This is a genomic window from Actinomyces urogenitalis (genome assembly GCF_002861525.1).
GTDB lineage: Bacteria > Actinomycetota > Actinomycetes > Actinomycetales > Actinomycetaceae > Actinomyces > Actinomyces urogenitalis.
In genome coordinates this window covers 1-19,521 of the sequence record NZ_PKHA01000001.1, presented here as the reverse complement: position 1 = coordinate 19,521, position 19,521 = coordinate 1, and the positions used below count along the sequence as shown (strand labels likewise).

The 19,521-nt window shown below is 69.5% G+C and carries 18 protein-coding genes; all 18 read right to left on the bottom strand.

Features of this window, described 5'->3' with window-relative positions; all coding sequences use genetic code 11:
• Window positions 1–14: 14 nt before the first annotated feature.
• The gene (locus CYJ26_RS00085; protein WP_101637745.1) at window positions 15–977 is read right to left on the bottom strand and encodes a carbohydrate ABC transporter permease; all 963 of its coding nucleotides are present in this window, start codon (window positions 975–977) and stop codon (window positions 15–17) included.
• A gap of 1 nt (window position 978) precedes the next feature.
• On the bottom strand, window positions 979–1,149 hold the full coding sequence (locus CYJ26_RS10895) for a hypothetical protein (RefSeq protein WP_244901975.1): 171 nt from the start codon (window positions 1,147–1,149) through the stop codon (window positions 979–981).
• A 4-nt stretch (window positions 1,150–1,153) separates the two neighbouring features.
• Complete coding sequence (locus CYJ26_RS00080) at window positions 1,154–1,822, bottom strand: carbohydrate ABC transporter permease (RefSeq protein ID WP_244901974.1); 669 nt, start codon at window positions 1,820–1,822, stop codon at window positions 1,154–1,156.
• Window positions 1,823–1,959: 137 nt separating this feature from the next.
• Entirely contained in the window at window positions 1,960–3,264 is a 1,305-nt protein-coding gene (locus CYJ26_RS00075) for an ABC transporter substrate-binding protein (protein WP_101637744.1), read from the bottom strand.
• A gap of 78 nt (window positions 3,265–3,342) precedes the next feature.
• The gene (locus CYJ26_RS00070) at window positions 3,343–4,371 is read right to left on the bottom strand and encodes a LacI family DNA-binding transcriptional regulator (protein ID WP_101637743.1); all 1,029 of its coding nucleotides are present in this window, start codon (window positions 4,369–4,371) and stop codon (window positions 3,343–3,345) included.
• A gap of 213 nt (window positions 4,372–4,584) precedes the next feature.
• Window positions 4,585–5,235, bottom strand: coding sequence for an NUDIX domain-containing protein (locus CYJ26_RS00065; protein WP_391484583.1), 651 nt, complete (start codon window positions 5,233–5,235; stop codon window positions 4,585–4,587).
• A 23-nt stretch (window positions 5,236–5,258) separates the two neighbouring features.
• Window positions 5,259–7,046: a CTP synthase gene (locus CYJ26_RS00060; RefSeq protein ID WP_101637742.1), complete on the bottom strand. Its 1,788-nt coding sequence runs from the start codon at window positions 7,044–7,046 to the stop codon at window positions 5,259–5,261.
• Between the two features lie 61 nt (window positions 7,047–7,107).
• The gene (locus CYJ26_RS00055) at window positions 7,108–8,229 is read right to left on the bottom strand and encodes a glycosyltransferase family 4 protein (RefSeq protein WP_034236357.1); all 1,122 of its coding nucleotides are present in this window, start codon (window positions 8,227–8,229) and stop codon (window positions 7,108–7,110) included.
• Window positions 8,226–9,911, bottom strand: a complete 1,686-nt coding sequence (murJ, locus tag CYJ26_RS00050; RefSeq protein WP_231550222.1) for a murein biosynthesis integral membrane protein MurJ — start codon at window positions 9,909–9,911, stop codon at window positions 8,226–8,228. Before murJ ends, CYJ26_RS00055 begins: the two co-directional genes overlap by 4 nt.
• Entirely contained in the window at window positions 9,901–10,809 is a 909-nt protein-coding gene (locus CYJ26_RS00045) for a hypothetical protein (RefSeq protein ID WP_024035465.1), read from the bottom strand. The genes murJ and CYJ26_RS00045 overlap by 11 nt, the downstream gene beginning before the upstream one ends.
• Entirely contained in the window at window positions 10,806–11,771 is a 966-nt protein-coding gene (locus CYJ26_RS00040; RefSeq protein WP_034236359.1) for a copper transporter, read from the bottom strand. Before CYJ26_RS00040 ends, CYJ26_RS00045 begins: the two co-directional genes overlap by 4 nt.
• A 27-nt stretch (window positions 11,772–11,798) precedes the next feature.
• Complete coding sequence (gene steA / locus CYJ26_RS00035; protein WP_034236361.1) at window positions 11,799–13,025, bottom strand: putative cytokinetic ring protein SteA; 1,227 nt, start codon at window positions 13,023–13,025, stop codon at window positions 11,799–11,801.
• Window positions 13,022–14,800 carry a DNA repair protein RecN gene (gene recN / locus CYJ26_RS00030; protein WP_101637741.1) on the bottom strand — a complete coding sequence of 593 codons (1,779 nt, stop codon included), beginning with the start codon at window positions 14,798–14,800 and terminating at the stop codon, window positions 13,022–13,024. The genes steA and recN overlap by 4 nt, the downstream gene beginning before the upstream one ends.
• Complete coding sequence (locus tag CYJ26_RS00025) at window positions 14,797–15,681, bottom strand: NAD kinase (RefSeq protein WP_048682953.1); 885 nt, start codon at window positions 15,679–15,681, stop codon at window positions 14,797–14,799. The genes recN and CYJ26_RS00025 overlap by 4 nt, the downstream gene beginning before the upstream one ends.
• A 20-nt stretch (window positions 15,682–15,701) precedes the next feature.
• Window positions 15,702–16,565: a TlyA family RNA methyltransferase gene (locus tag CYJ26_RS00020; RefSeq protein ID WP_024035744.1), complete on the bottom strand. Its 864-nt coding sequence runs from the start codon at window positions 16,563–16,565 to the stop codon at window positions 15,702–15,704.
• A 37-nt stretch (window positions 16,566–16,602) separates the two neighbouring features.
• On the bottom strand, window positions 16,603–16,770 hold the full coding sequence (locus CYJ26_RS00015) for a hypothetical protein (protein ID WP_231550223.1): 168 nt from the start codon (window positions 16,768–16,770) through the stop codon (window positions 16,603–16,605).
• 38 nt (window positions 16,771–16,808) lie between these two features.
• On the bottom strand, window positions 16,809–17,897 hold the full coding sequence (locus tag CYJ26_RS00010) for an HAD-IIA family hydrolase (RefSeq protein ID WP_024035746.1): 1,089 nt from the start codon (window positions 17,895–17,897) through the stop codon (window positions 16,809–16,811).
• Window positions 17,894–18,646, bottom strand: coding sequence for a tetratricopeptide repeat protein (locus tag CYJ26_RS00005; RefSeq protein WP_040319968.1), 753 nt, complete (start codon window positions 18,644–18,646; stop codon window positions 17,894–17,896). The genes CYJ26_RS00010 and CYJ26_RS00005 overlap by 4 nt, the downstream gene beginning before the upstream one ends.
• Window positions 18,647–19,521: the final 875 nt, after the last annotated feature.

The window sequence follows — 19,521 nt, the reverse complement described above, 5'->3', positions numbered from 1 at the left end:
GGGTTGCAAGTGTCTCAGCCCTTGACGGCCGTACCGGCCAGAGACTGGACGAAGGAACGTTGGAAGATGATGAATAGCACCAACATCGGCACTGTGATGAGCGTGCCGTAAGCCATGATCTCGCCCCACACGGGGTTGAGCTGGAAGAAGTACTGCATTCCTACGCTGACCGGGCGCATCGCCTCCTCCTGAACCACCATGAGCGGCCAGAGGTAGGAGTTCCACGCCGGCAGCATCATGATGATGGCCACCGTGGCGAAAGTCGGTCCAGACAGCGGGACGACGATCTTGCGATAGATGGTGAACCAACTCGCGCCGTCCACGCGCGCAGCCTCGTCGATCTCCTTGGGAATGTCTCCAAAGTGCTGCGAGAAGAGGAAGATCGCCAGCGCGTTGGCAATGTAGGGCAGGATCTGGACCTGGTAGGTGTTCAGCATCCCCTGCTTGACCAGGAACCCGTCCACGACCCACTGCAGCGACGGCAGCTTGGCCACCCAGAAGACCAACGGCACCGCGATGGTCTCAAAAGGCACCATGAGGGTGGCCAGGACCAGCGAGAGAATGATGCGCTTGCCCTTCCACCGCATCCGGGCGATGGCAAAACCGATCATGGAGTTGACCACGAGGCCGAGGACCACGATGCACACGGTCACGATCGCCGAGTTCATCAGGAAGCGACCTGCTGGCACACGTTGGAAGACACCCTCGTAGTTGTCCAGTGACAGCTCGCCCACCGGCAGGAACGCCTTGACACTGCCCAGGTCCGCGAAGATCTGCGAGTCAGGCTTGAGCGAGGAGAAGATCATAAACAGCAGCGGGAAGACCGCGACCGATGCGGCGACAACCAGCCCGATATAGGTCAGGACCCGCGAGCGCCGCTTCGTTGCCGCCCGGCCACGCCTTCCAGGCACACGCTGAGCGGTGGGCTGCTGGGCCGGGGTGGTCAGTTCGTGAGACGGGACAGTATGCGTAGCCATGTCAGTCCTTCTCCCTGGTCAGCCAGCGCTGGATAAGGCTGATGAGGAGGACGCAGACGAAGAAGATCAGCGAGATCGCGCTTCCGTAGCCCATGTCCTGCTCGCGGTAGCCCTTGCGCACGGCGTGGTAGACGAGTGTTGAGGTCGCGTCCTGCGGACCTCCTGAGGTCATGACATCAACCTGGACAAACAGTCCGAGCGCAGCGATGGTGATGGTGACAAGGATGAACACCATCGTCGAGCGCAGGCCTGGGCCAGGTCACGTAGCGGAATCGCTGCCAGCCGTTGACACCGTCGAGGTCCGCAGCCTCATACAGCGCAGGGTCGATGCCCTGTAGTCCAGACAGCCAGATGATCATGTGCAGGCCGACCGCCTGCCAGATCGACAGCACGATGATCGCCGGCATCGCGGTACCCGGATTGTTGAGCCAGGCCACCGCCGTCCAGCCGCCGCCCGTGATGGTGTTGAGCATGGAGTTGACCAGGCCATCGTCCTCGTAGAAGAAGCTCCACAGGATCGAGACCACCACCATGGAGGTGACCACAGGCATGAAGATCATCGTCCTGAAGGCCGTGACGCCCTTGACCTTCTGATTGACCAGGATGGCCAGGGCCAGGGCCAGGCCGGACTGGCACGGAACGACGATGAGGGCGAAGAAGGCGGTATTGGTCAGCGAGCGCAAGAACGTGGGATCAGCTCCCAAGGCACGCTCAAAGTTGGCCAGCCCGACGAAGGAAGGCGGGTTGGGCGAGATCAACCGGGCGTTGGTGAAGGACAGCCCGAAGGTGAGAAGGATCGGGATGCCCATGAAGAGCAGTAACAGGATGAGGGCAGGTGAGCTCATGAGCCACGCCTGCAGCGCCTCGCGACGAGAGCTCGCGCTGCGCCTTGCCGCAACAGAGGTGGACACGTCTTTCTCCCTTCCCGGTGGGAGGCACGCTCGTGCCTCCCACCGGATCAGTGGGTTCAGGGCGAGGCTCGTCAGGAAACCTTGTAGCCGTTGTTGGAGGTGATATCGGCGTCGATGTCCTTGACCGCCTGGTCAAGGCTGGCCTGGACGTCAGCGCCGGAGGCGATGTCACGCAAGGCCTTGTCGAAGACCGAGGAGATCGTCTTGTATCCCGGGGTCGCTGGGCGCAGCAGGGCAAAGGCCTTGCCGATCTCATAGACGGGCTCCAGCGGCTTGCCCTCACCGTAGTTGGCAGTGCCCGGGATCGCCGACTCAATCGAGGGGTAGGTGCCGATCGCGTCGGAGTACTTGATCAGGTACTTGTCCTGCATGAGCAGCTCGATGTACTTGTTAGCCGCTTCCTGGTTCTTGGAGGTCGCAGACACCGCCCACTGCCAGGAACCGCCGCCGACCTTGGCACCCGCACCGAAGTCCACTGGCGGCAGGATGAGGACCTCGTCCAGGCCGTGCGTCTCCTGCGCCTGCAGCACCTTCCAGCCGCCGGTGTAGACCATCGGGACCTTGCCCTGGAGGAAGTCCTGACCGTCCGTCGCCGGGGTCTCGGAAGCCAGGCCGTCAGCGAACAGGTGACGGAACCACTCGCCGAAGGCCTTCGCCTCAGGACCGTTGAGAACGCCCTCGGCGCTCGCCATGGTCTTGCGGTCAATGAGGTCACCACCGAAGCTCTGCAGCATCGGGGCATAGGCGTAGGGCCACCACTCCGCGGCGTCCCAGTTCGACAAGTCGATGGCGTACTCGTAGTCGGGCAGCGCCTTGAGCTTGGTCAGCACGTCCTCGAACTCGTCCTTGGTCCAGGGAGAGTCAACGGTGGGGACGCGGGCCCCGATCTGCTCGATCGCGGACTTGCGGGCCAGGAAGCACAGCGAGGTGTCGTACGGGCCCACGGAGTAGAGCGTGTCGTTGAAGTACCCCTTGGTGGAGTCCACCATCTTGTCGGTCAGCGAGCTGGGCAGCGTCAGAGGAGCGAGGTAGCCAGACCAGGCCCAGTTCGGCATGATCGGACCGTCCAGGTCCAGGATGTCAGGCAGATCACCGGAGGCAGCCGCCGCCACGATCGCGTCGTTGTAGGAGGCCTGGGGGAAGGCCGTGATCGTGATCGGGGTGTCGGGGTTGGCGGCATTGAAGTCATTGACGATGCCCTCGATAACGGCGTACTCATCTGTTCCGCCGGCGCTGTGGGTCCACAGTGTCAGCCCGCCCTTGCCGCCGGAAGCAGAACCTGAGGAGTCCTTACCCTGCGAGGAACAGGCCGCCAGGGTCAGGGCCGCCGCACTGGCAGCGCCCAGGCCGAGGAAGGTACGACGAGTCGTGATCATGGAACACTCCTTTGTGTCATCTGGGATGGGAGTTCCCCCGGCTCGTGTGAGCCGGAAGCTTGTGCGTGCCCGGGCTGCTCAGCCCAGGTCTGAGGAGCGGACAGGCTGACTGGGCGGCGCCGTCGACGCTCGTTGAATGAGCTGGCAGTGCATACGAGTGACCCCAGGAGGCGGGTTCTGCTCGTCCTCACAGATCACCGCGCGCGTCATCCACTCAGCCATCTCGTAGTGCGGCAGCCGCATGGTGGTCAGCTGGGGATCAAGGTTGGTGGAGATCAGCTCCAGGTCGTCAAAGCCCACCACTGACAGGTCCTGAGGGATCCTCAGGCCTCGACGCGCCACCTGCCGGTACACCCCAGCGGCCATGGCGTCGTTGTAGCAGAAGACAGCTGTCGGGCGAGGATCGAGGTCCAGCAGCCGCGTAGCCGCCTCGTCAGCGCCTGCAGGATCATTGTCTCCGCGCAAGAGCAGGCGCTCGTCCCACGGCAGGCCGTGGCTGACCAGGGCCCGGCGATAGCCCGCGATGCGCAGGCCGACCGCCGCCGCGTCAGAGTCGTGCGCCAGGTGGGCGATGCGGTCGTGGCCAAGCTCGATGAGATGAGTCGTCGCCTCATAGGCGGCACGCTCCTCGTCCGGGACCACACCGGGCACGTCGTCGCGGTCAGCGAAGCTGTTAAGCACGAAGACGTCTGACAGTCCCTCGTCAACGACCACCTCCTGGTGGTACATCGCCGCGTAGATGATGGCGTCGACCTGGCGCGAGCACAGCTCATCGACGGCACGGCGACGCTCTGAGGTGTCACCGCCAGTGTCGGCGAAGATCACCGACCACCCCTGTGACCGTGCGGTGGTCAAGATGCCGTCAACCATCGAGACGGCGTAGGGGGTGGATAGCACGTCATTGGCGACCACGCCCAGCGTCCGGGTGCGCTGACTACGCATCGAGGCCGCCAGGGCGTTACGCACGTAGCCCAGGTCCCGGGCGGCGCCACGTACCCGCTTGGCCGTCGTCGCCGAGACCCGCCCGTTCGCCTTCCCTGACAGGACCAAGGAGGCCGTGGCGGTCGAGACCGCGGCAGCCTGCGCCACATCCGTCAGAGTCGTCATCGCACCTCCTCGCGCCATTGTCATCACGTAGCAGACACCTTCGTATGCCGATGGGCCCATCCTGCCTTACCGCTGACCGCTCGTCAACCGTTTAACGCCCTTAATCTCAGCACGTTAATCGCTTCACTGAAGAACGCCAGTCCTGGCAACGAAAAGTGGCCCACGGCACGTGTCGTGTCGCGGGCCACCGTGTGCGGCGCAGCCGCTGTGGTGCTACAGACTCACCGGGCTCCTCAGCCACGGCGCATCGGCTGGGCGCAGCCCTTCCCAGCCGCGAGCGCGCAGCCGGTCAGCCGCCAGCACCCCCGCCACCGTGGCCGGGTTGTGGAGCCGGCCCTGCAGGACTGCCGCCACGACGTCGTCGAAACGGAACCAGGTCGGCACGAACTCAGCCTCCTCCGCCTCACGAGGCACCCGGCGCTCCTCCGGCAGGAGGCTGAGGTCACGAGCGAGGAAGGAGCGGCAGCCCTCCGTGGTGAAGCCCGGCGAGGCATAGTAGTCGACGAGCGTGTGCCAGGTACCGGCCTCGTAATCAGTCTCCTCCGCCAGCTCCCGCCCTGCAGCCACCGCCGGCGCCTCGCCAGCAACGTCAAGCAGGCCTGCCGGGACCTCCCACAGGTCGGCACGCACCGGGTGACGGTACTGACGCACCAGGAGGATCTCCGCAGCGCCGTCGTCCTGGGAGGAGTCCGCCCCCTCACGCCACGCCACGATGCTCACGGCGTCATGGTGGGCCACGGTCTGCCGGCGCACGGGCTCAGCACCAGGGGCGAGCGCGATCTGCTCGTCCTGGATGGTGAAGATCGGGCCGGCCCACACCTGCTGGCTGGCGGTCACCTGCCGCGAGTCACGCTGGTCGTCCAGCTCGCGCGCCTGTCCCCTCGTGCTCACCGTGACTGCCTTCCCGCCGTGGCCTCATCCTTGACGGGTGCCACGCTACCCTTCTGGGCAGCCTGCGCGACCTCGGGCTCCAGTCCCTCCTCGCCACGAGCGGCGAAGCGGTCACGCTGGCGGTCCAGCCCGGCATTGATCAGCCCCGTGAACAGCGGGTGGGCGTGGGTGGGCCGCGATTTGAACTCCGGGTGGGCCTGTGTGGCCACGTAGTAGGGATGCAGGGCGCGGTCGAGCTCGACGAACTCGGTCAGGTGCCCGTCCGGCGAGGTGCCGGACACGTGCAGGCCCGCCTCCTCCAGGCGCTCACGGTAGGCGTTGTTGACCTCGAAGCGATGGCGGTGGCGCTCGCTGACGTGGGTGGCGCCGTAGGTCTGGGCGACGACGGAGCCCTCGGTCAGGACCGCCGGGTAGGCACCCAGCCGCATCGTGCCGCCCAGGTCTCCCCCACCGGTGACGAACTCACGCTGGGCGTCCATCGTGGTGACGACGGGGTCGGGGGTCTCGGGCGCCATCTCGGTTGAGGACGCGGCCTCCAGCCCCAGCAGGTGGCGGGCTGCCTCGATCACCATGCACTGCAGCCCCAGGCACAGGCCCAGGGTGGGCACCTGATGCTCGCGGGCCCAGCGCAGCGCCCCGAGCTTGCCCTCGATGCCGCGCACGCCGAAGCCGCCGGGCACGACGACGGCGTCCACCCCGGACAGCGCACGCTGGGCTCCGTCCGGGCTCTCGCAGGTGTCGGAGGCGACCCAGCGGATCTCCACCTTCGCGTCGCAGGCGAAGCCGGCGTGGCGGATGGCCTCGGAGACGGACAGGTAGGCGTCGTGCAGATCGATGTACTTGCCCACCAGCGCCACCTCAAGACGGCGGGAGGGGTTGTGGACGTGGTCGAGCAGGCCGTTCCACTCCGCCCAGTCCACGTCCCGGAAGGTCAGGCCCAGCCTCTGGACGAGGAAGGCGTCCAGGCCCTCACGGTGCAGGGTCGGCGGGACGTCGTAGATGCTCGCGGCGTCCTTGCACTCGACGACGGCCTCACGGTCGACGTCGCACATGAGCGCCACCTTGCCCTTGACTCCCTCAGGCAGGGGCCGGTCGGTGCGCAGGACCAGGGCGTCAGGCTGGATACCGATCGAGCGCAGCGCGGCCACCGAGTGCTGGGTGGGCTTGGTCTTGAGCTCACCGGCCGCCGGCAGGAAGGGAATGAGGGAGACATGGACGAAGGCCACGTGGGCCCGCCCCAGATCGGCACGCACCTGGCGAGCCGCCTCGAGGAAGGGCTGGGACTCGATGTCACCGACCGTGCCGCCGATCTCGGTGATGATGACGTCAGGTACCTCGCCGTCCGGGCCAGGCTCAGCCTGAGAGCGCATGACACGCTTGATCTCGTCAGTGATGTGCGGGATGACCTGGACGGTGTCTCCCAGGTACTCCCCCCGCCGTTCCTTGGCGATCACGCGGGAGTAGACCTGCCCGGTGGTGGCGTTGGCCTTGCCGGAGAGGTTGACGTCAAGGAAGCGCTCGTAGTGGCCGATGTCCAGGTCCGTCTCCGCTCCGTCCTCGGTGACAAAGACCTCCCCGTGCTGGAAGGGGTTCATCGTGCCGGGGTCGACGTTGATATACGGGTCAAGCTTCTGCATCGCCACGCTGATACCGCGCGAGCGCAGCAGTCGTCCCAGGCTGGAGGCCGTCAGCCCCTTACCGAGGGAAGAGACGACGCCACCGGTGACGAAGATGTGGGCAGGGACTTCACTCTGGTGACCGCTGGAGCGGTTAGACGTGCTCATCACGGAACTCCATCATATCGATGACGGCGAAACCTGACAGACACGGTCGGCTAGAGCCGCCTCACACGCCTGGGTCCAGCACTCGTTGCAGCTGGGCCGCCAGCGCCGCGTGGTCCGGCAGCTCACGCGCCGCCTGACGCGCGCGGTCCTGGGCCTGGCGGCGAGCACCGTCGTCGGCCAGGAGCCGGGCCACGGCCTGGGCAACGGCCTGGCTGCTCGGCGAGACGAGCTGGGCTCCACCGCGAGAGGTCACGCCCGTGCCTCCCACGTCCGTGGCCACGATCGCCGCCCCAGCAGCTAGCGCCTCCTGGATCGTGATGGGCTGGCCCTCCCACAGCGAGGTCTGGACAACAACGTCCGCGGCCTGCATGAGGGAGCTGACATCTCCTCGGCGGCCCAGCAGGCGCACGGGCAGCTGCTCGCGCGCGATCCGTGCGGCAAGCTCATCGGCCTGCGGTCCGTCCCCGGCCACAGCCCACGTCAGTGAGGTGGCACCGCCCTCGCCGCCAGCCTCGGTCACGGCGTCGGCCAGCTGCGCGGCGGCGTCCAGGAGCAGGTCCAGCCCCTTCTGGGGAGCCAGGCGCGCCACCGTGAGCACGCGGTAGCCCTCGGGCCACACCTCCTGCACCGCCGCGGCGTCCAGTGCCTCCTGCTGCACGTGGCCGGAGGCGGGGATGACGGCCAGCTCTGCCTCCCTCGCGCCCAGCTCACGCGCCTGTGCCAGCAGGTCGGGGCTGACGGCCAGGACCTGGTCGGAGCGAGCAGCGACCACACCCGCCAGCGCCCGGCCCGTGGCGGTGGTCAGGCGTCCTCCCACCGGCAGGTTGTGCTCGGTGACCACCAGGCGCGTCCGCCGTCGTCCCAGTGCCAGTGCGGCCAGGGCACCGGCGCGAAGACCGTGGGCGTGGACGACGTCAGCCCGTCGTCCCAGACGACGCAGGCGCGCCAGCACCAGTAAGTCGCCTGGGCCCGGACGCGGGCCGATCTGGAGGACCTCGCTGCGCGCAGCCCCCAGCGGTGCCCCGTCCAGCACCGAGGCAGGAGCCTCGACGATGACGTCGTGGCCCGCCTCAGCCAGGAGCCGGGCGCAGTCGGCCACATGGGCACGCACGCCGCCGGCTGCTGACCCGCACACCTCCAGCACACGCAACCGCCGCCGCTCGGGCTCGACGCGTGAGGTCATGACCTGCCACCCTCCTGCTCGTCCACCGTGCCGGCGGCGTCCTGGCCGGCCGGCGCCCGGTCCTGGCGCGCGGGGCGACGGCGCAGCACGCCCAGCAGCCGGCGGTCCGCCACCAGCGCCAGGCCCAGGCTCGTGGCAGCCACGAGCAGGGCCGCCAGAAGACATGCTGCCAGGTACACCGGCGTCGTGGCGTGCTTGGCCAGCCTCGAGGTGGCCTGCAGCGCCGCCGTGCCGCCGACCGCGGCCACGGCCCCGCTGACCAGCAAGGCGCGCAGGACCGGTGCCAGGACCGCCGTGCCCAGCAGGCGTGCCAAGGCTGCCAGCAGGCCGACCCCAGCCACCGTCATCCCCACGCTCAGCCCGATCGCCAAGGCGATGAGAGTGGCGCGCGAGTCGCCGCCGTGGGGGGCCATGACCCGCACCGCCACCGTCGAGACGACGATGACGCACACCCACCCGGCGCAGGTCGCGGCAGCCCCCGAGCCCGCGCGGTCGGCAGCAAAGAGCACCCGGGTGACCTGGAAGATGAGCGCGTAGCCCATCAGCGCCGGGGCGAGCACCGCCAGGGACTGCCCCATCCCCTCAACGTCAGTGAGCAGAGAGAAGAAGGTCTGGGCCCCCTGGCTCACGGCCAGCAGCGCACCGCCTCCGGCGGCCGCGACAGCCACCACCAGCGCCGTCGAACGCGCTGCGAGCTCGCTGACCGCCGACTGCTCAGGTCCGTCCGCTGCCAGCGCGGCGGCCAGACGGGGGTAGAGCACGGTCGCCACCGGGACGGCGAGCACCGCGTAGGGCAGGACGTAGACCGCCTGGGTGTACTGATAGACGGCCACGGTGCCGGTGCGACCACCGCTGCGGGCCAGCGCCAGCACCACGAGCACGCTGGCCTGCTGCGCCAGCAGGGTCCACAGGCCCGCGCCTCCCAGGCGCCCCAGGCGCCTGAGCTGCCCGCCACGCAGGCCCAGCCTGGGACGGATCCGCAGTCCCAGGCGCGCCACCGGCCAGATCAGCGGCAGGCTCAGGGCACCCACTCCCAGGGTGGTGCCCCAGCCCAGGACCTGAAGTGACGCGCCGGAGGGGGTCTCAGGCGCGGAGGCACTCATCTGCCCGTAGACGGCGTAGGTCGCCATGACCACGAGGCTGGAGGCCACCGGCGTCAGCGCAGGCCAGGCGAAGCGGCCGTGCGCCTGCAGGACGCCGGTGAGCACCACCCCGACGCCGTACAGCGGCACCTGGAGGGCGAACATGCGCAGGAAGCCGGCCACCAGCTCACGCTGGTAGGCGGGGTCGACGCCCTGAGAGAGGGGAAAGAGCGAGGCGATCGGGCCGGCGAGCACGGCCAGGGCCACGGCCAGAGGGGCCAGGACCATCAGGACCAGGCCGAGCAGACCCGAGGCCGTGCGTTCGACCTCCTCGCGCCGACCTCCTCGTACCGCCCCGGCCAGCAGTGGAACGATCGTGGCGGCCAGCGCACCGCCGACCACCACCTCGTACAGGACGTTGGGGACCTGGTTGGCCGTGGAGTAGGCACCCGCCACCGTCCCGGCCCCGACCGTGGAGGCCTGGACGATCCAGCGCGCGAAGCCCAGCGCACGGGAGACGAGCGTGAGGCCCGCCACCGATCCTGCGGCTCCCAGCAGCCCGCTGCGGGCGCTGGAGGGAGCAGGTCCGCTAGTCCTCACGGCGTCCCAACGCATCCAGGGCGGCCAGGGCAGGTGTGCGGGCGATGACGCCAGAGAAGGAGATCTTCTCGCTGGCCAGGACCAAGGCGGTGCCAGCGCAGGCGCTGGTCAGGCGGAGCACAGGGCTGGGATGGCTGGCCAGGCTCGCCCCGGCCAGGGCACCGACCGTGTTGGCGCCGGTGTCCCCCAGCATGGTCTGCTCGGCCAGGTCCTCTCTCAGCCCCGCCGCGCAACAGGCCAGCGTGCCGCCAGCCAGCGCCGCCGAGGCCGGAGCCCGTCGCGCCTGCGTCAGTGCCATCGGAGCGGCCAGGAGCCCCGCGGCCTTGAGGGCACGGCCCGGACGCAGGTCGAGCAGGTTGTGCACATTGGCCCACGAGGCGATGGCCACGGTGCGCACGCCCGCGTCCACCAGGCCGCCCAGCCCACGATGAGGCCTGGGGTCCGCGGCCGTCATGACGGCGCCGGCCACAGCGGAACCGGCTCCGATGACGAGGATCTTGAGGGCTCCGGTGGTCACGCGTCCGCGGGCCAGGGCACCGAGGTGTCCTTTGAGGCCCTTGGCAGGGGCCTCACCGTCATGGGCTCCCTGGTCGAGGTCGTCGACCAGGCCCGCCGCGCCGGCCGCCGTCGTGGCCACCGCCGCTCCCAGCGCCGCCGCCTGTGCCACCCGTGCGCCCTCGCCCTGTGCCACGGGCCGAGCGGCGAGGAGCCCGACGGCGGTGGTACCGGCCGCCATGGCGAGGCCTCCGCGCAGGCTGACCCTGCGGCCGTGGAAGTTCTCGCGCTCCAGGACGGCCTCCAGGCGCGGGCTGCGCGCCAGCACCCGGCTCACGGTCCCCACGAGGCTGCCTCCGGCCACGGCGGGCAGCAGGTCCAGGGCGCGCTGCGGCGTCGTCACTGCTCTGTGTTCTCCGTGGCGGCTGGCTCGGCGGCCTTGGTGGCCGCCGACAGCTGCGGCATGACCGCCTCGGCGCCTTCATCGAATCCGTAGGAGCCGGTGGTCCCGGCAATCGTCTGGGCCAGCGCCAGCGGGACCGAGACCGCGGCCGCGACCTGCCCCACCGAGTCAACGGTGGTCACCTTGGTCTGCGAGGAGCGCAGCTGCGCCACGAGGTCGGTCTTGACGTCGGCCGCACCGATCACCACGGACGGCGAGACGGAGGCCAGACCTCCAAGTGCCTCGTTCCAGGCCGCCAGGCTGATGCCCTCGGTCGGGGCCGGGGTCGGGTCGTCCCCCGTGGTCATGGTGGTGCGCGGGCCGACGACGACGACGCTGTCCGCCGGCTCGCTCGGCTCGGCATCCACCGTCATCAGCGGGCTGTCCGAGGCCTTGAGCAGGTCGGTCAGGGCCGAGGCGCTTGCCTCCGACGACGTCAGCGCCGTGGCGAGCCCAGCACCCAGGACCGTGTTCCCGCTGCCGGACACGGCCTCCATGTAGCCGGCGAACTGGCCGGAGTAGGTGGAGCGGAAGGTCTCCCGGGAGGTGTCGATCCACGCCGTCGTCAGCGTGACCCGGGCCACCACGCTGGCGCCGGCTGCCTCCAGCTGGGCCACGACTGCCTCGATGTCAGAGCTGTCGGCCTCAGGCAGGGCGACGAGCGCGACCTTGCGGTTGGTCAGGGTGCCGGGCAGGTAGGCAGCCGCCGCGGCGGTGATGTACTCGTCGCGGTCGTTGACGGCCGTCTCGGTCTGTTCCAGCTTGCCCTGGGTGGCGTTGCGGTCCTCGCGCAGCGAGGCGACCTGATCGTTGAGCGCGTTGCCCAAAGAGCTCTGCAGCGGTCCTGCTCCCAGGACGACACCGACGGCCAGAGCCAGGAAGACGGAGATCAGGGAGACCAGGTGGTAGCGGAAGTCGATCATGAGGTGTGCCGTTCCTGTTCCAAGTCGTCAGACGGTCGGGGCCGACGGAGCCAGCCCCAGCAACGAGCGTATGAAGTTGACGATGTCGTCCCACACGGCACCGGACAGGCCGAGGAAGGTCTGCCCGGCGGACGTGGCCGCCAGCGCCACACCCAGGGCGATGAGCCCGGCCAGTGCCAGCAGGACAAGCTGCCAGGTGGAGATGCGGGTGCGGTACAGGCGCGAGACGCCCTTGGCGTCGATGAGGCGGCTGCCAACCTTGAGGCGCGTGAGGAAGGTCGAGGACATCCCGGCGCGTCCCTTGTCCAGGAACTCCAGCAGGGTCGCGTGCGTGCCCACCGCCACGATGAGCTCGGCGCCAGCAGCGTCGGCCAGGAGCATGGCGATGTCCTCGCTAGTACCGGTGGCGGCGAAGACAAGGTGCTCCACACCCAGGTCCTCCACGCGCGCCAGGCCTGGCGCCCGGCCGTCGCGGTAGGCGTGGACGATGATCTCAGCCCCGCAACGCAGCGCCTTGTCTGAGACCGAGTCCATGTCCCCCACGATCATGTCCGGCTTGAAGCCGGCCTTGAGGACGGCGTCGGCCCCGCCGTCCACGCCGATGATGACGGGCTTGTACTCGCGGATATAAGGCTTGAGGGCCTGCAGGTCCTCTTTGTAGGAGTAACCGCGCACCACGACCAGGACGTGGCGCCCACTCATCTGCGTGCGCACGTCCGGCATCCCCACGCCGTTGAGCAGGAGGTCGCGCTCCCCGCGCATGTACTCCATGGTGTTGGCAGCAAAGGCCTCAAGCTGAACTGCCAGCCCCTCCTTGGCTGCCTCCATCGCCGCCTCGACGATCTGGGCGGTCTGGACGGTGCCCTGGGCAATGGACTGCTCGGAGCCGGCGAGTACCACAGTGCCTCGGGAGGGCGAGTCCTCAGCCAGGTCGATGACCACCCGCTGACCCTCACGCAGACGCATGACGTCAGAGCCCAGGTCATCAATGAGGGGAATACCGGCCTCCAGCAGGATGCCAGGACCGAGATTCGGATAGCGTCCGGAGACCGAGGGCGCGGCATTGAGGACCGCGGCGGGCTGACACTCGACGAGCGCCTCGGCGGCTACGCGGTCCAGGTCACTGTGGTCGATGATGGCGATGTCGCCCGGGCGCAGGCGCTTGGTGAGCGTCTTGGTCCGGGCGTCCACGCGCACGAGGCCGCTGGGGCGCTCCGGCTCCGACGGTAGCTGCTTGCGGAAGGGGTTCCTCACGGCTGGGATTCTGCCACGTGGGCCTCTTCCAACAGTTCAGCGGCGTGGCGCAACGCCGAGTCTGAGTCATCGTGGCCCGAGAGCATACGGGCCAGCTCACGCACGCGCTCCGTCCCGTTGACCGGCAGCACGGTGGTGCGGGTTAGGCCCGGCACGACGCCGTTGCTCGCCTGAGCCTGCTGCCTGTGAGAGTCCTGAGCCTGCTCCTTACGCACCACCAGCTGGGTGTCCGCCCATGCAGCGACCTGCGCCAGGTGCGTGACCACCACCACTTGGTGGGAGCGCGCCAGCCGCGCCAGACGGCGCCCGATCTCACCAGCAGCCCTTCCGCCCACGCCGGCGTCAATCTCGTCAAAGACCAAGGTGCGCCGGTAGCCGTCCGTACTCGCCTCGGCCAGGACGACCTCCAGGGCGAGCATGATGCGGCTCAGCTCGCCGCCTGAGGCTCCCTTGCCCAGCGGCAGCGCAGGAGCACCAGGGTGGGAGACCAGCTGCAGCGTCACGGACTCCGCCCCCGTCGGTCCGGGCTCGTCGAGCCTGTCCAGGACCACGACCAGGCGCGATCCCTTCATCTGAAGCCCTTCGAGCTCGCTGGTCACGCGCTCACGCAGCAACTCAGCCAGCTGCGCGCGGGCCGCGCTGAGCTCGCCAGCACGCGTGTACAGGAGCTCGCGAGCCTGCTCAACCTCCTGCGAGAGTGCGCTGCCTGTATCCGTCGGACCGTCCAGGACCTCCAGCCGCGCGGCCGCACGCTCAGCAAAGGCGAGCAGCGCGTCAGCGTCCTCGATCTCCTCGTGTGCGCCGCCAATCTCCCGACAGGCTCGGGCCAGCTCGCCGCGACGGTCCTGGACCCACGCCAGCCGGGCCGGGTCCGCGTCCAGGCCAGCCAGGTACTCACCCAGCTCGGCCGCCACATCAGCCGCCTCGATCGACAGGCGCTCAACCCGCGCCCCCAGCTCGCCCAGCGCCTTGTCCACCTCCGCGACAGGCGCAATCGCACGCTCTGCCTCTGCCAGCAGTGACAGCGCGTCGGCCTGGGCGGCCAGGGCGTCGTCGTCACCGGCCAGCGCCGTGCGTGCCACGGCGGCGGCACGCCGCAGGTCCTCAGCGTGGTCGAGGCGTGTGGCCTCCTCAGTCAGTGCCACGTCCTCGCCCGGAGCCGGGTCAAGCTCCTCGATCGCCTCCAGCCACCCCCGCAGGCGGGCTACCTCCTCAGCACGGGCAGCGGCTCCCTCACGCCACTGGCGCAGCCGCTGGGCGGCATCCTGATAGGCACGGTAGGCCTGGGCATAGGACCGGCACCGGGCCAGGTGCTCGGCCCCGCCCAGGCTGTCCAGGGCGGAGCGCTGGGCCGCCGCGCTGCGCAGGCGGAGCTGGTCAGCCTGGCCATGAACCGAGACGAGCTCGGCTCCCACCTCTGACAGGACGGCAGACGGCACCGAGCGCCCCCCGAGGTAGGCGCGGGACCGTCCCTGCGCCGGAACGGTCCGCGAGGCGATGAGCAGGTCCTCATCCAGCTCGGCGCCGGCCTCCTGGGCACGCGCGGCAGCGCGCGAGTGCTGGTCCAGGACAAAGCTGCCCTCCACGACCGTGCGGTCGGCCCCAGCCCGCACCACGGTGGACTCGGCGCGCTCGCCCAGCAGCAAGCCGAGCGAGGTGAGCACCATGGTCTTTCCGGCACCTGTCTCCCCGGTCAGAGCCGTCAGCCCGGGGCTCAGCGTCAGCTCAGCCTCCTCGATGACGCCCAGGTCCTCGATGCGTAGCGACTCGATCACGGCTTGACCTCCTGCGGAGCACGAGGGGCAGGCCGCTCGGCGGCAGCCCGCCACCCGTCAACGGGAAGGTCGAACTTGCGCACCAGACGGGTGGAGAACGGGGCCTGGTTCAGGCGCGCCACACGGACCGGACGAGCGGCACGCCGGGCACGGATCCTGCTGCCGGCAGGAGCCAGCAGGCGACGTCGGCCGTCGCACCACACCTCGGCACCTCCCAGGCCGGCGTGCTGGACCACGACCTCCAGGCACGAACACGGTCCCAGGACCAGGGGACGGGTGAACAGGGCGTGGGCAGCCAGGGGGACCAGCAGAAGAGCCTCGACCTCAGGCCAGATCACGGGGCCTCCTCCGGAGAAGGCGTAGGCCGTGGAGCCCGTCGGGGTGGACATGACCAACCCGTCGCAGCCGAAGGAGGACACCGCCTGCCCGTCCACCCCGATGGCGACCTCGAGCATGCGCGCACGGTCACGCTTCTCCAGGGCGGCCTCGTTGAGCGCCCAGCTGCGAGTGACCGTGCCGTCAGGAGCAGTGACCTCCACGTCCATGGTCATCCGGTTCTCGACCGTATAACGCCCGGCCACGATGTCAGCAACGACCTGGTCCAAGTCGTCAGGGTCAGCCTCGGCGAGGAAGCCGACGTGCCCGGTGTTGACCCCGGCCAGCGGGATGTCACGCTCACGCGCTATCTCGCTGGCGCGCAGGATCGTGCCGTCACCACCCAGGACGAGGACGAAGTCGACCTCGTCCTGGCAGTCCTGGTCCACGGTGTCCACGCCGTGGGCACGCAGAGCCGCCTCAGCGCGCTCAACGGCGCGAGCCGTCGGCGCCGCCTTGCGGTGCGGAGGCACAGGCTTGTCACCACGGTCACGCTGGATGACCATGACGCGGCGTACGGTCACCGTCATCTCCTTCCTCTGGCTCGCCGAGCCTGACCGGCCGGGCCGGCGTCGACGGCGCGGCGCGCCTCGTCCACCAGCGCCTGGCCACGCAGGTCCTGCGGCGCACCGGCACATGAGGCGTGCATGGAGACAAAGTACTCGACGTTGCCGGCCGGCCCCGGCAGCGGTGAGGCCGTCACGGCGTCGATACCCAGTCCGAGGCCGTGAGCGGCCTCGGCCACCGTCAGGACGGTCTCCACGTGCAGCTCCGGGTCCCGCACGACTCCCCCATGGCCCAGACGCTCCTTGCCGACCTCGAACTGCGGCTTGACCATGAGCAGCAGGTCCGCATCCTCGGCGGCCGCTGCCACGAGCGGGGGCAGGACGAGGGTGAGGGAGATAAAGGACAGGTCTCCCACGACGAGTCCTGGGGCCGGAGCCACGGCCTGCGGATCCAGGGTGCGCACGTTGGTGCGGTCGAGCACGGTCACCCGTGGGTCGGACTGAAGGGACCAGGCAAGCTGCCCGTAGCCGACGTCGACGGCCACGACGTGCTCGGCGCCGCGGCGCAGCAGCACGTCCGTGAACCCGCCTGTGGAGGCTCCGGCGTCCAGGCACCGACGCCCTTGGACGCGTGGCGCCAGACCCCGCTCGGTCAGCGCGTCCAAGGCGCCGGCGAGCTTATGGGCGCCACGGGAGACATAGTCGTCACCAGTGGGGATGACAACCTCGATCGCCTGGGCCGGGTTGACCTGACGCGCCGGCTTGGTCACGACGGCGCCGTCGAGGGTGACGTGGCCGTCCGTCACCAGCTGGGTGGCGTGGGTACGCGAGCGTGCGAGCCCGCGACGTACGAGCTCAGAGTCAATGCGGATCAGTCTGGCCATGTCGTCCTCCGGTTGTCTGCCCACGCCTGGTACCAGCTCAGCCCTCCGCCTCCCGCAGGAGCGAGGCCAGCTCCTCGTGAACGGCAGCCAGGCCTGCAGACCGTTCCTCAAGTGGCAGGGCGCCAATCTCCTCCAGACGGCCGGCGTAGTCCGGCAGGTCACGTGCCTGAACGCTGCCCGCTGCTCCTGGCGGTGGGCCGGGCACCGGCCGAGGGGGCGCTGGCCGGGGTCCTGGGCTCGCCATCAGCCCTCCGAGGCGGCCCGGACGCTCAGCCCGGGCAGCGCCGGCGCCCCAGCGGGGCCGTGGCTGTCCAGCTGCTCCCAGACCGCGCATGCCAGGGCGCGGTAGGCGTCCAAGGCGAGCTCCGCCGTCGTGCCCTGGGGGTCAAGCTCCCAGGTACCGTGCTCGCTGCGCAGCCGCGCGACGCCGCCGGACACCTGGGCCGCCCAGGCACCGACCTGCCACCATCCCGTCTCTCCGCGGCTGGGGGTCGGGTGAGGCTCGTTGAGGCCTCGAAGGTCGGTGTGCAGGTAGCTCGGGCGCTGCTCGACAGGAGCCAGGACGACGTCTCGAGCCGTCGAGACACCGGTCAGGACGTGCATGCCAGCGATCCCCGCCGCGCGGGCGCCCACCAGGTCAGTGTCCAGGCGGTCGCCGACGGCCAGCGGCGTAGAGCCGCCTGCGCGTGCCAGTGCCCGGCGGTAGATCCCGGGGAAGGGTTTTCCTCCCGCCAGGTAGTCCTTGCCTGAGGCGTTGGCCACGGCCACGACGAGGCTGCCGTTGCCCAGCGCGAAACCGCGCTCCGTGGGCAGGGTGGCGTCCGTGTTGGTGGCCACGTGGAGGGCACCGTCGCGGATGGCGTACACGCCCTCCGACATCATCGCCCAGTCCACCTCGGGCGCCCAGCCCTGGACGACGGCGACCGGATGATCCTCAGCGCTGTCCACCAGGCGGTAGCCCTCATCGAGGAGGGCCTGGCGTAGACCGTCACCACCAATGACGAGGACGGGGCTGCCCGGCTCGACGTGCTCGCCCAGCAGCGCCGCGGCGTCCATGGCGGCGGAGAAGACCTCAGTCGGGTAGGCCTCGATGTCATTGGCCGCGAGCTTGTCGACGACCGTGCGCGGGGCACGGGAGGCGTTGTTCGTCACGAAGGACAGGCGCATGCCAGCTCCGCGCGCGCCGTTGACGCCCTGCGCGGCGTGGTCGATGCGCGCCTCGCCGGCAAAGCACACCCCGTCCAGGTCCAGCAGCGCGACGTCGTAGGCCTGGGACAGCGGGGACGGCGAGCCCAGGAGCGTGGCTGCGCAGGGCACTGCGGGTGAGGTCATGCCTGCTCCTCCTGCGAGGCGGCAGCCTCGGTGGCCGGCGTTGTCTCGCCGAGCAGCTCGGCCATCTCCTCCTCCACGCGCTCAGCGAAGGACGCGGACCACTCAGCGTCAGAGTCGTCATCCGGCTCGTCGTCGTCCTCGGCCGGCGGCTCGTGCACCTCGGCCTCCGCGGCCTCCGCAGCCTCGGAAAGCTCCTCCTGCGACTCTTCCTCGATGTCGTAGACCTCGACGTCCTCCGGCTCAGTGTCCTGCGGGCCCTCGCCGATGCGCTGGCGAACCGCCTGCGCCTCCTCGATGCGTCCAAGCTCCTCCAGCCGATCCGCACGCACCGAGTGAAGCCGGCGCAGGGTCTCGCGGTCGCCGCGGAACATCATGATCGCTTCCTCGATCACGATCAGGCCCAGCTCAGTCTGGCCCATCTCGTGACGGACACCGGAGACCACCATCGCGATCTCGGCCTCCTCGACGTCATCGAGCTGACGTGGGTCCGCCTCCTCGGCAGCCTTGAGCGCACGCCCGAGGTGTCCCAGAGCCCGCTCACAGTCGGCCTCGATAGCCCGGTGCAGGTCGAGACCGGACAGACGCCTGGCGGCGCGGATGTCACGCAGGGCCTCCTGATAGTGACCCGAGAGATAGGCGGCCACGCCGGCAGCCTCACGCACCACGGCCACCCGGCCGGCGTGAGAGGCAGCGTAACGTGCGTGCTGGAAGGCCAGCTCGGGGTCAGAGTCCAGCAGGCGCTGCACCATGACGAGGTGCCGCGAGACGTTCTCAGCGTTGGCACGCCCCAGTCCCCGCAGCTCGCGGCGCGCCGAGGCCTCCAGGTCCGCAGCCTGAACCTCCTCGGGAACCGCCGGCTCAGGCGCCCGGTGACGCTGAGGCGGCCGGGAGTCCCGACGTTCGCCCGAGCGCGTGTCCCGCCCGCCGAAGCCGCGCCCTGCGCGCCCACCATGGGACAAGCCCTGGCCGCGCGAGCCGGAACCGCGCCCGCCCTGGCCACGACGCTCACCGTCGCCGTAGGACCGAGTGCGACGCTCACCGTCGTCGTAGGACCGGCCGCGGTCCCCACCGTCACGAGCCGAACGGCGGCGATCACCATCACCGTAAGCACGCCCCTGGCCTGCGTCCCGGCGCTTGTAGCCGCCCTCGCCGCGGGATCCGTCTACGCCCCGGTAGGAGGATCCTGAACCGCGGCGTGACTGGCCACCGTGTCCGCGACCGAAACCGTGCCTCTCCCCTCCTGAGCTGCGGCGGGGTCCGCGGGAACCGTGGGAAGAACGCTCAGCCATGCTGTCTCTCATTTCGTTTTCAGGACGACGGCCATCCAAGGCCGCATATGCGCTGCCGGCATCCTATCGAACGCACCGGGCGTGGCCTAGACCAGAGCACAGGAGGAGGTCAAGGTCATGCTTCCAGAGTCTCCACACCAGTCGTGAGAGCAGAGGCAATCCAACAGCGGGCCGCGCCTACGCGAGCCAGTCTGTCATCGAGGCCCTTTGGCGTGCCCTTCGGCTCGCCGTGTGGGTGCTTGGTGGGGTGTGGGGAGGCCCCACACCATGCCGTCCCTTGGGTGGGTGGTGGTGTGGGGCCTTCGACCCTGTTTTGGGTTGTGTGCTCGGCGGTG

What these genes read in the sequence shown, in the direction of transcription:
- CYJ26_RS10895 (WP_244901975.1), bottom strand. Translation starts at nt 1,149, where the DNA reads ATGACCTCAGGAGGTCCGCAGGACGCGACCTCAACACTCGTCTACCAC.
- CYJ26_RS00020 (WP_024035744.1), bottom strand. Translation starts at nt 16,565, where the DNA reads ATGGCCAGACTGATCCGCATTGACTCTGAGCTCGTACGTCGCGGGCTC.
- CYJ26_RS00025 (WP_048682953.1), bottom strand. Translation starts at nt 15,681, where the DNA reads ATGGTCATCCAGCGTGACCGTGGTGACAAGCCTGTGCCTCCGCACCGC.
- CYJ26_RS00055 (WP_034236357.1), bottom strand. Translation starts at nt 8,229, where the DNA reads ATGACCTCACGCGTCGAGCCCGAGCGGCGGCGGTTGCGTGTGCTGGAG.
- CYJ26_RS00005 (WP_040319968.1), bottom strand. Translation starts at nt 18,646, where the DNA reads ATGGTGCAGCGCCTGCTGGACTCTGACCCCGAGCTGGCCTTCCAGCAC.
- CYJ26_RS00075 (WP_101637744.1), bottom strand. Translation starts at nt 3,264, where the DNA reads ATGATCACGACTCGTCGTACCTTCCTCGGCCTGGGCGCTGCCAGTGCG.
- CYJ26_RS00080 (WP_244901974.1), bottom strand. Translation starts at nt 1,822, where the DNA reads ATGAGCTCACCTGCCCTCATCCTGTTACTGCTCTTCATGGGCATCCCG.
- CYJ26_RS00085 (WP_101637745.1), bottom strand. Translation starts at nt 977, where the DNA reads ATGGCTACGCATACTGTCCCGTCTCACGAACTGACCACCCCGGCCCAG.
- CYJ26_RS00070 (WP_101637743.1), bottom strand. Translation starts at nt 4,371, where the DNA reads ATGACGACTCTGACGGATGTGGCGCAGGCTGCCGCGGTCTCGACCGCC.
- CYJ26_RS00040 (WP_034236359.1), bottom strand. Translation starts at nt 11,771, where the DNA reads ATGATCGACTTCCGCTACCACCTGGTCTCCCTGATCTCCGTCTTCCTG.
- CYJ26_RS00010 (WP_024035746.1), bottom strand. Translation starts at nt 17,897, where the DNA reads ATGACCTCACCCGCAGTGCCCTGCGCAGCCACGCTCCTGGGCTCGCCG.
- CYJ26_RS00060 (WP_101637742.1), bottom strand. Translation starts at nt 7,046, where the DNA reads ATGAGCACGTCTAACCGCTCCAGCGGTCACCAGAGTGAAGTCCCTGCC.